Source organism: Dictyoglomus sp. GBS (assembly GCF_055179815.1).
Genome location: NZ_CM143687.1, coordinates 297,834 through 309,013, shown reverse-complemented (window position 1 = coordinate 309,013; position 11,180 = coordinate 297,834). Strand labels below are relative to the sequence as shown.

General features: G+C 32.6%; 8 protein-coding genes. 3 read left to right on the top strand and 5 right to left on the bottom strand.

From position 1 onward, the window contains the following. Nucleotides 1–57: 57 nt before the first annotated feature. The 5 genes from ugpE to ACY3IT_RS01410 form a co-directional block, all read right to left on the bottom strand. Complete coding sequence (gene ugpE, locus ACY3IT_RS01430) at nucleotides 58–921, bottom strand: sn-glycerol-3-phosphate ABC transporter permease UgpE (protein ID WP_463083015.1); 864 nt, start codon at nucleotides 919–921, stop codon at nucleotides 58–60. Nucleotides 922–949: 28 nt separating this feature from the next. After that, nucleotides 950–1,837, bottom strand: a complete 888-nt coding sequence (gene ugpA / locus ACY3IT_RS01425; RefSeq protein WP_463083014.1) for a sn-glycerol-3-phosphate ABC transporter permease UgpA — start codon at nucleotides 1,835–1,837, stop codon at nucleotides 950–952. A gap of 61 nt (nucleotides 1,838–1,898) precedes the next feature. Continuing rightward, on the bottom strand, nucleotides 1,899–3,230 hold the full coding sequence (gene ugpB, locus ACY3IT_RS01420) for a sn-glycerol-3-phosphate ABC transporter substrate-binding protein UgpB (protein WP_463083013.1): 1,332 nt from the start codon (nucleotides 3,228–3,230) through the stop codon (nucleotides 1,899–1,901). 173 nt (nucleotides 3,231–3,403) lie between these two features. After that, nucleotides 3,404–5,125: a hypothetical protein gene (locus tag ACY3IT_RS01415; protein ID WP_463083012.1), complete on the bottom strand. Its 1,722-nt coding sequence runs from the start codon at nucleotides 5,123–5,125 to the stop codon at nucleotides 3,404–3,406. Between the two features lie 165 nt (nucleotides 5,126–5,290). After that, nucleotides 5,291–5,902 carry a hypothetical protein gene (locus ACY3IT_RS01410; protein ID WP_463083011.1) on the bottom strand — a complete coding sequence of 204 codons (612 nt, stop codon included), beginning with the start codon at nucleotides 5,900–5,902 and terminating at the stop codon, nucleotides 5,291–5,293. Nucleotides 5,903–5,992: 90 nt separating this feature from the next. On the opposite strand from ACY3IT_RS01410, the gene ACY3IT_RS01405 reads away from it, so the two are divergent. From ACY3IT_RS01405 to ACY3IT_RS01395, 3 genes are read left to right on the top strand one after another with little or no spacing between them, the layout of a single operon-like run. Continuing rightward, nucleotides 5,993–9,313, top strand: coding sequence for a helicase-related protein (locus tag ACY3IT_RS01405; protein ID WP_463083010.1), 3,321 nt, complete (start codon nucleotides 5,993–5,995; stop codon nucleotides 9,311–9,313). A 16-nt stretch (nucleotides 9,314–9,329) separates the two neighbouring features. Then, complete coding sequence (locus tag ACY3IT_RS01400; RefSeq protein ID WP_463083009.1) at nucleotides 9,330–10,835, top strand: DUF1156 domain-containing protein; 1,506 nt, start codon at nucleotides 9,330–9,332, stop codon at nucleotides 10,833–10,835. After that, nucleotides 10,832–11,122, top strand: a complete 291-nt coding sequence (locus ACY3IT_RS01395) for a nucleotidyltransferase family protein (RefSeq protein ID WP_463083008.1) — start codon at nucleotides 10,832–10,834, stop codon at nucleotides 11,120–11,122. Before ACY3IT_RS01400 ends, ACY3IT_RS01395 begins: the two co-directional genes overlap by 4 nt. Nucleotides 11,123–11,180 lie beyond the last annotated feature (58 nt).

The window sequence follows — 11,180 nt, the reverse complement described above, 5'->3', positions numbered from 1 at the left end:
AATTATACTAAATATTAGGGTAATATTCTAACTAAATTTTGTTTTTAATTAACTCTCTTATTTTTCAGTTTCAGTTAGTCCTCTTATAAGTAACTTTTGCATAAATATCACAATAAGTGCTGGTATGAGTAGAGATATCATAGTACTTGCCATGACTATATTCCAGTCTACAGAAGTATCTGCTCCTCCTATCATTTTTACGATACCCATGACTATAGTTTGAAAATTAATATCTGTAGTTATAAGTAATGGCCATAAATATTGGTTCCATCCATATATAAAGAGTATAACAAATAAAGAAAATATGGTGGGAAGCATCAAAGGTATAACTAAGAAAACAAGGCAAGTTAAAGGACCAGCACCATCGATTTTAGCAGCTTCTAAAAGTTCCTTTGGAATATTCCTTAAGCCTTGGCGAAAAAGAAGTGTGCCAGTGGCAGATACCATAAGAGGAACAGTTAATCCTGTAAAGGTGTTAATTAGTTTTAGATCAGAGACAACTTTATAAGTAGGTATAATACGCACTTCTAAAGGTAACATAAGGGTAATGAAGATTAACCAGAATATGAAACTACGGAATGGAAAATAAAAATACTCTATTGCATAGGCGGAAAGTAATGATAGAGCAATTTTCCCTATTGCTATAATAGAAGCCATAATTAGTGAGTTTATTAACATTTTACGAACAGGTATGCTGATAATTCTTTCTCCTTTTCCTATATTCCATGCAGTATTGTAGTTTTCTAATAGATATTTTCCTGGAGTTAGAGGTAACTGGCCTCGAGATATAGTGGATGCATCGTGGGTTGAGGCAATAAAAGCTACATATACGGGAAAAGCTAAAAGTATAATACTTAATATAATTATAAAATAAGCAAACCAGTAACTTTTTATATGATTTAAATATGATTTCTTTTTCATAATGTATTTTTCCCCTTTTAATAAAGATTTAACCTTGATAAATAACCCTTTTGTCAAGATAACGAAATTGTAAGGCTGTTAAAATACTTACTAGTATTAGAAGAACAACGGATTGGGTGGCAGAACTGCTTAGGTTGAAATTAACTATTCCATCTACGTATACTTTGTAAGTTAATGTTTCAGTTGCTTTTCCGGGACCACCCTTAGTTAAAGCATCTATTATTCCAAAAGTATCAAAAAATGCGTATGTTAAATTCATTATTAATAAAAAGAAGGTAGTAGGAGATAAAAGAGGAAATATCAATTTCCAAAATATCTGTTTAGAGTTTGCCCCATCAATTTCAGCTGCTTCTATCATTGATTTTGGAATAGATTGAAGTCCAGAAAGAAAGAAGATAAAATTATAGCTTATCTGTTTCCATGTGGCTACTAATGTTATCAAAATAATGGCTTGTGTTCCATTTAAAATATAATTCCATTGAATTCCAAAATAAATTAAAATTTTTGTTATTAATCCGATAGAAGGTTGAAAAAGGAGTATCCATAATACTGCTGCTACAGATGAGGCTAAGGAATAAGGCCATATTAATAAGGTTCTAAATATTTTTTTAAAGTATATTGGTTTTTCTACCATTACTGCTAAAAGTAGGGAGATAGGAATAGAGATCAGTGTAACTATTAAGGAAAAGAGAATGGTAGTAGTAATAGATTGTATATAGTATTTATCTGAAAAAAGATTTACAAAGTTTGCTAAACCTACAAATTTGATTGAAAGTCCAAAAGGATCTGTTCTTACAAAGGCAAGATAGAGTGCTTGAAGAGAAGGCCATATAAAAAAGATTATAGTTATTAATAATTGGGGGGTTATTAGCATCAGGGGCAAGATCTTGTTTCGAAAAACAGGATGTGACTTCATTTAATTCCTCCTCATAAAATCAAAGTATAAAGGGGAGGATTTACCCTCCCCTTTACTTATTTCATTTTCCATATATTGCTTCAAATTCTCTAAGGATTTTATTTCCACGTATCAATATATTGTTTATTGCTTCCTTTACACTTTGCTGATTTTGAAAGGCTTTTTCCATTTCTTCATATATTACTATTCTAATAGCAGGTAAATTTCCTAATCTTAAACCTCTTGTATTCGCTGAGGGATTAGTTCTTGTAAGTTGAAGGATTGGTATCTCCATATAAGGATTTTTCTTATAAAATCCTTGAGATTTAGCATATTTATATCCTTCGAGAGTTACTGGTACATATCCAGTGTTTATGTGCCACCATGCATCATTTTCTGGTTTGGCAAGAAATTTAAAAAATTCAGCTACTCCTTTATATTGTTCTTTAGTTGCGTCTGGTCTTCGCATAACCCAGAGTGCAGCACCGCCAATTATAGAATTCCACGGTTTCTTTATAAAATCATCATAGTAAGGAAGATAAGTCATTCCCCAATCAAATTTCGCATCTCTTTTGATAGAGGCATATGTGGCTGAGGAGCCTATAAACATGGCTGCATCTCCTGAGATGAAAAGGCTGTCTGGTTGAGAATCTCTTCCTCCATATGTAAAGATACCTTCTCTTTGCCAATCTACTAAATTTTGCATATGTTTCACAAAAAGAGGATGATTAAGGGATAATTGTGCGTCTAAACCGAGAAAGCCATTGGCACGAGTTGCGAAAGGAATATTATGAATTGCTCCAAATTGTTCCAGTTGAGTCCAAGAAAACCATGAAGTGGTGAGAGCTATTTTAGATGCTCCTTTATTTTTTATTAGTAATGCAGTTTTCTTTACCTCTTCCCATGTTTTTGGGGGATTTTCAGGATTTAATCCAGCTTTACGGAACACATCTTTGTTATACCATAATACTGCTGTGGAGCTATTAAAGGGCATAGCAGCCATTTGTCCTGTAGAAAAGCTGTAATAGGATCTTACTGCAGGAAGATATATATGGCTATTTAAGCTAAGACCCACATCTTTAAATAGTTGATGTACTGGATAGATTGCATTTTTTGCTGCTATCATTGTTGCTGTACCGACTTCGAAAATTTGAACAATGTGGGGAGCCTTTCCAGCTCTAAAAGCAGCTATCGCTGCTGACATTGATTCTTGATATGATCCTTTGTAAATAGCATTTATGTAGTACTTATCTTGACTTGAATTAAATTTATTTACAAGGGTTATTAATTTGTCTCCAAGAGCTCCACTAAAAGAGTGCCAAAATTCTATTTCTATTTTTCCTTTGGGGGTTTGTGCGGTGGCAAAACTAAAGGTTATTAGGATTAATAAGAGACATACTAAGATTTTTTTCATTCCTTTCAATTTCCTCCTTTCTTAATTTTTTATGATTCCTAACCCTTTATATACTTTAGGGTATGAGGTTTAAATTAAAATTAAGGTTTAATTAAGGATTAAAAATGGATGATTAAAAAAGAATTAAAAGTTTTCGAGGGGGGAATAACTCCCCCCTTAGAAATTTTAAATTTTTATTTTGCTGGAGCAGGCTGAAACTTTAAGCTTGATGAGAGAATGAATCTAAGCTGATGATATCTTTCTCCCCAATAATTAGTATCACCTATAGCTATTTTTTCCTCGTCGATCTTACCATTTATAGTACCTGTAAAAGTGTTACTATTTATATCTACAAAGAGATCAATCTCTTTTCTTTGATCCTTGGAAAGATCTAAAGTGGCAGTTAAATTTTTTAATTCTCCTAAGGAATAAATTTGTTGGACAGTAATCTTTATAGGTATTTGAGGGTTTTGACTACTTAAAGGTATTTTTATGTTCCATATAGAGTCTCTGGAAGATAAAATCCCATTTTTATCTAAATCTATGAATTCTTTACTATATGTTTGGGCTCCTACATCTATTATTACACGGAAAGAATTAGATTTTATTTTTAAATCTTCATTTCTTGCACTATAGGGAGTTAATCCTCTAATCTCTTTTATGGATAACCATAATTCTTTGTCTTTATATGCTGGTTCTTTTGAATTATATTCAAAAAGTTTTGTAGAGTATTTAAATCCGTCCCATTCATAGATCTCTGCTTTAAACTTCTTTTTGCCTACAAGGTAATCTATTTGAACAAAGAAATATAAATTTCCAGATAAGGCATTTAGTTCATTTTCACCTTTTGCAGAGATTTGGAAATAGGAGTTATAAACTGGATTTTGTAATACTAAGTTTAAATTACCATTTATATTAAGTTTATCTTTTAGTAAGGTTAATTCTCCGCCTACACCTGCACTTGCCACTTTATAATTTAATCCAATCTCTGCATAAGCACTGGTATCTACATATGGATTAATAAAACCACTACAATATAGAGGATCTAATACCGCTCCTAATTCTACACCTATTTTTCCTCTTAATCCAAAGGATCCAGATACATTAAAAGGACCTACTGGACAGGTTATTGGAAAGCTCCAATCTACATTATATTCAGATTTATCCCTATATTTTACATTTGTCTTAAAGGATTCTTCAATCTTTTTTTCTCCCAGTATATAGACTCTTGTATAACCCTTTTGTGATGTATTGTTTTCTCCTGCACCTATATCAGTTTCCACCTTAATTAATTCTGCACTTTTACCTAAAAGTCCAACTGTGGCATATGCAAAGGCGTTTGAATTTACTTTCTTCTCTTCTCCTATAAGTTTTAGTCCAGTCCCTACTTTTACATTAAAGTCTTCATTCCCTAATGGGAGTTCCCAAATTCTTTCCCAATTTAAATTTTTAAATTCCTTTGGTGGTTCTTCTTTTGTTTCTGGAGTATATGGGACTATCTCTTTAAATATTTTTCTTTGGATTTCAAAATTTTGTTTTGGTATTACTATGCGTTGTATTAAAATTTCTTCTTCTGGATCTCTCAAAGAGTATCCATAGGAGTTTAATGTTTTTTCGATCTCATTGATCTCTTTTAAAAAATCCTCACTGGTAATTTTTTTTCCATTTGATAGAGTGATTATCTGACTTTTTTGAATCTTAAAGAAGGTATAATCAAAGGGTTTGAAAGTAATAGGTGGTTTCTTAATGATGATAATTTTGGAGCTTTTGGCATCAAGTACTACTGGAGTGGTTAGTTTTACTGATATTTTGGGAATATTTTGAGGAATTTGTGGAACATTAAAGTTTTGAGCACTTACAACACTAATTGAGAGAATGAGCCATAGTAGAGTGATAATAAGAAATACTTTTTTCATTTTTTCCTCCTTAATTGTTGCTTGTTAAAAGTTGAGGAAGAATCAATGTAATGTTTCGGACTGAGGTTTTGATCCCCCCTCATCTTTTAACTATTAATATTTTAAATCATTTTCAAAAATAAAGTAAGTGATGGGGATCACATGAGTAATTTTAAACATAGGTTATCAAAATTCATGAAGATAGGCCTTAATTTTTATAACTTTCCCTTTTTCTATTTTAAATTCCACATTACAATATAGTGAGTCTTGATAGAAGATACTATCTATCTCTTTATCTTTATAATTTATAATTCCGAATTTTTCATATAATATGCCATTTTCAATTTTTGAAAAATAATAAAGATACTCTTTATCTCTTATTTTTTCTGGGTTATATCTAAAGCTATTTAGTACTTTTTTATAACTATCTCCCACTTGAATTCCTCTTGGTCCTTTTAATCCTCTTTTAGTAATCTCTACACAGAATATGTACCTTGCTAAATCATTATTCTTTGGGGAAGGAGCAAACCATACTGTACCCCATGGATAATAAAGGTATTCTATGTAATCTTCATAGGTTTCCCAATACTCTCTTTTTGTATTAACAGGATTTCCAAATTTTTTTAAAAGTTCTTCTTTCTTAGAGGTAAACATTAAATTTTCTAAGATTGGCTCCTTAGCAAAGAAGGGTTCCTTATTGTTTCTAAAAATAAAGATCTCATCTTTATGGGTAAAGATCCATGTAAAGATAATTAAAATCCCTATGAAAAGTAATAGGAGAAAGTATATTTTTTTCATTTTTAAGGTAATATTGATAGATCCTTTAAGTTTTTACTAAATATATTATAATAAAACAAAAAAAAATTAAAAATAAGGGATTTTTAATCTATGGAGGAGATAAAAAAGGGGGATATAATAGAAGGAAAATATTGGAATGAGCCTGTGGAAGTCATAGATGTGGAATATTTTGATGAGAGGATTCGTATTTTAGGCAGGACAATAAAATCACCTTCACCCGTTGATGCCATAATTCCTAAATCAGATTTAAAAGATATAAATAAAATTTCTAATATTTGGGATTTTCTGGGAGATCCTGAGTTTGTTAAATTGAATCTTCAAGCTATAAGATTTAAATATGCAGATCTTTTTGAGCCTTTCTTAGCTGTAAATGTTTCAAAGATTGAGCCCCTTCCCTTCCAGCTTGATGCAGTATATAGAAATATTTTAAAACAACCAAGGATAAGATTTCTTATTGCTGATGACCCTGGTGCTGGAAAAACTATTATGGCTGGTTTAGTGATAAAGGAATTAAAGCTTAGAAGAATAATAAATAGAATATTGATAGTAGTACCCGGACATTTAATGGATCAGTGGAGAAGAGAGATGAAAGAAAAATTTGACGAAACATTTGAGGTGATAGATAGATCAATCTTTGATTCTACATATGGAGATAATCCTTTTAACAGGAAGAATCAGGTTATTACATCTATTGATTTTGCAAAACAAGATGAAATCTTATCAGCTTTGAGATATTCCACATGGGACCTTATAATTGTAGACGAAGCCCATAAGATGGCTGCATATAGATATAATGATAAAACTAAGAAAACCAAAAGATATAGGTTAGGTGAGGTATTATCAAAAATATCTCCTCATTTGCTCTTTTTGAGTGCAACACCTCATAAGGGAGATCCTGAAAATTTTAGATTATTCTTAGATCTACTTAGACCAGGATATTTTTCCAGTAAAGAAATTTTAGAAGAATCTTTGAGGAACAATGATAATCCGCTTTTTGTGAGAAGGTTAAAAGAACATTTAAGAGATTTCAATAATAAACCCATATTTACTAATAGGTATTCCATAACAGTTAAGTTTCCACTTTCAGATAAGGAAAAGGAACTTTATAATGAGCTTGTAAGATATGTAAGAGAGGAATATAACAAACAAACGGTTAATGATAATAAAAGAAATGTGGGATTTGCCCTTTTAGTACTCCAAAGGAGGATGGCATCAAGTGCTTATGCTTTATATAGATCCTTAGAAAGAAGAAAAAGGAGATTAGAGGAATTATTAAATGATGGAGATATTCAAGAAAAACCCTCTTTAGATATAGAAAGTATAGAAGAGATTGATGATATGGAAGAGGAAAATAGATGGGAAGAAGAAAAGAAATGGGAGACATTAACCTTTTCAAGGACAAAGGAAGAGTTAAGGGAAGAGATAAGAATTGTTGAAAAATTAATGAATATGGCGAAGGAAATATACGAAAGAGGCGAGGAGGTAAAGCTTAGCGAGCTTAAAAAAGCTATTGAAGAAGGATTTAATAAGATAAAAGAGACAGGTGGTCCAGAAAAAATATTAATATTCACTGAAGCAAAAGACACTTTGGAATATTTGGTGAAGAAAATATCAGAATGGGGTTATAAGGTAAATTTTATACATGGTGGGATGAAACTTGAGGATAGAATAGAGCAGGAAAAAATATTTAGGAATGAAACCCAAATAATGATAGCAACAGAAGCAGCAGGTGAAGGTATTAACCTACAATTTTGTAATATAATGATCAACTATGATATCCCTTGGACTCCCATTCGACTGGAACAAAGGATGGGTAGAATTCACCGATTTGGTCAAAATAGGGATGTATATATATTTAATATGGTAGCTGAGGGTACCATAGAAGGTAGGATATTAGGTAAGCTATTAGATAAATTGGAGGAAATAAAGAGTAAATTAGGGAGTGATAGGGTATATGATGTGATTGGTGATATCTTTGCTGGAAAGAATCTTTATCAGTTGGTTATTGATGCTGTAGTTAAGATTAAGAGCATAGATGATATATATAAAGAGATAGAGATTATAGGAAATGATGAAGAGCTTAAAAGGATAAAGGAAGAGGTGCTTGCTGAATCTCTTGCTGTAAGAAATATTGATTTTACAGCAATAAAGGAGATGACTGAGCTTGCTGAAGAACAAAGACTTGTGCCAGAATATGTGGAGGGATTTTTCAAACATGCCTTTGAAAAAGTGGGGGGAAAACTATCAATAAAGAAAGAGGGCATTTTATCAGTAGATTCTGTGCCTTATGAGTTGAGAAGGTTTAATAATGATGATAATTTTAAGAATGCATACGGAACAATTTCGACAAGTTATAGTAAGATAACCTTTGATAAAAAGATAGCATCAAGAGAGAATGCTGAGTTTGTTTCCTTTGGTCATCCTCTTTTTGAAGCTGTCCTCTCTTGGGTGATGAAACAGGGAGAAAAGGAATTAAGGAAAGGAGCTACTTTTTTAGATCCAGATGGAAGATATAATGGAATTATATACTTTGTAGAGGGAGAAGTAAGGGATGCAAAAGGTATTGCTGGTAAAAGAATCTTTGCTTTATATGATGATGGGAGAGAAATAAGAGAGGTGAATCCTAAGATAGTATGGGAACTTACTCCTTTTGAAAAAGTTGATGAAAATATAAATTTTGATGAAAAGAAAATAATAAATTTTTCCCTAAATCTCATAGAAAAATATAAAGAGGAGCTTTTAAAGGAGAGAGAAAGACAAGCAGAAATAAAAAGAAAATATGGACTTAAATCTTTAAATGATCTTATCACAGAGCTTGATAATGAAATCATAGAATATGAAGATAGAAAAGCAAAGGGAGAAAAGGTTGATATTGTCATTAGTAATAAGGAAGAACAAAAGAAAAAATATCAAGAAGCAAGGAAAAATTTGGAAAAGGAAATTGAGCAAGAGACATCTTTATCCTATACTAAGCCCAGAATTCTTACGGTCATACGTGTAATCTCTGGAAAAAGTAAAGATGAGATGGTAAGCGATGAAGAGATAGAGAGAATAGGGATGAAAGTAGCCATGGATTTTGAGAGAAAAGAGGGAAGGATTCCCGAGGATGTATCAAAGGAAAATTTAGGATATGATATCAAATCACGAGGAGAGAATGAAGTAAGATATATTGAAGTAAAGGCAAGAGTTGATGAGGGATCGGTAGCCCTTACACCAAATGAATGGTACATGGCAAAAAGATTTGGGGATAAATATTATCTTTATGTGGTAGTGAATTGTGGAAAATCACCTGAGCTTTATATTATCAAAAATCCTTCGGCCACTATAAAGCCTGAGGAGAAAATAGAAGTGGTTAGATATATAGTAAGTCCTGAGGAATGGAAAGAGAAGGGAATAAGAATAAATAATTGAGGGAGGAATATGGATAATGAAGGAAGATAAAAGATTTATTGAGGTAACATTCCCTGTTAAAGAGGTAAGTGAAGAGTCCTCCAAGGAAAAAAATATTAGACAAGGGCATATATCAACTTTACATATATGGTGGGCAAGGCGTCCCTTAGCAAGCTCACGTGTTACATCTTATTCTGCATTAATCCCATATCCTAATGATCCAGTAAAAGAGGCGGAAATAAGGCAATTTATCATAAATTTTTCTAAATGGGAAAATTCTCTTAATAGACATTATATAAAAAGGGCAAGAGAGGAAATACTTTCTGCAAATAATGGGGTTCCACCAAAGGTTCTTGATCCCTTCTCAGGAGGAGGATCTATCCCCTTAGAAGCTTATAGGATTGGATGCGAAGTATATGCCAGTGAATATAATCCTGTGGCAACTTTAATATTAAAATGTACCTTGGAGTATCCTCAAAAGTATGGAAAGAAGAAGATAAAAGTAAACAATGGTCTTTTTGAAGAAGAGACTGAGATAAATCCCCTTCTTGAAGACGTAAAAAAATGGGGGGAATGGGTGCTAAATGAGGCAAAAAAGGAGATAGAAAGATTCTATCCCAAGGATGAAGATGGAAAAATTCCTGTTGGATATATTTGGGCAAGAACTATACTATGTCAAAATCCAAGTTGTGGGGCAGAAATCCCCCTTGTAAGGCAATTTTGGCTTGCCAAAAAGGATAATAAAAAGATCTCTCTATATCCCTATGTGGAGGGAAAAGAGGTTAAGTTTAAGATTGTTGGCGATGGATATGAAAAGATGCCTCCTGATTTTGATCCTGAAAAAGGCACTGTCTCAAGGGCTATAGTAGTATGCCCTATATGTGGATCTACCATAGATGATGATACCACAAGAAAGCTGTTTCAAAATGGAAAATCTGGCCAGAGAATGATAGCAGTAGTCTTATATAGTGGGAAAGGTGAAGGAAAGACATATAGATTGGCAACAGAAAAAGATATGGAAATTTTTAAAGAGGCAGAGAGATACTTAGAAGAAAAGAGAAATAAATTAATGGAAGAATGGGGAATGGATCCTGTACCGGATGAACCAACTCCAGAGGGAAGAGGGCGTGGGGCTGAACGTGCCTTTTCAGTTCGTAATTTTGGATTGAGTAAATGGGGTGATCTTTTTAACTCTCGCCAAAAGCTGGCATTGATTACTTTTACGGAGAAGGTAAGAAAGGCATATGAAAAGATGATTGAAGATGGATATGATGAAGAGTATGCGAAGGCAGTGGTGAGTTATTTGGGGCTATTTTTAAGTAGATTTTCTTCTTATCATTGTGTATTAACGCCATGGCAACCAGGATTTGAAAAAGTTCAAAGAGCTTTTTCAAGACAAGCTTTGGGTATGACATGGGACTATACTGAAATTAATCCTTTAAGTCATAGTGTGGGAGGGTGGAAATCCTTAATAGAGGATACGATAGAAACTCTCTCCCATCTTTCTCAAATTCCACCTGTAGAGAAAGAGGATGAAGGATGAAGAGCTTAGAGGAGATTAAAAAGATTCTCAGGGAACACAAAGAGGAGATAAGGGAAAAATATGGTGTGGTTATACTTGGAGTATTTGGTTCTTATACAAGGGGTGAGCAAAAAGAAACAAGCGATATAGATATTCTTATTGAAATTGAGAGACCAATTGGGCTTAAATTTTTTGAGTTGTGGGATGAACTTGAAAAAATTCTTGATTGTGAGGTTGATCTTGTGAGGGAAAAGCTTCTTAGAGAGGAAATTAAAAGTGATATATTAAGGGAGCTTGAAAGGGTATGAAACGGAAATCTTCCCTTGAAAAAATTTATTTTGAACTTTTGGAGGGAAAAGAATGAAA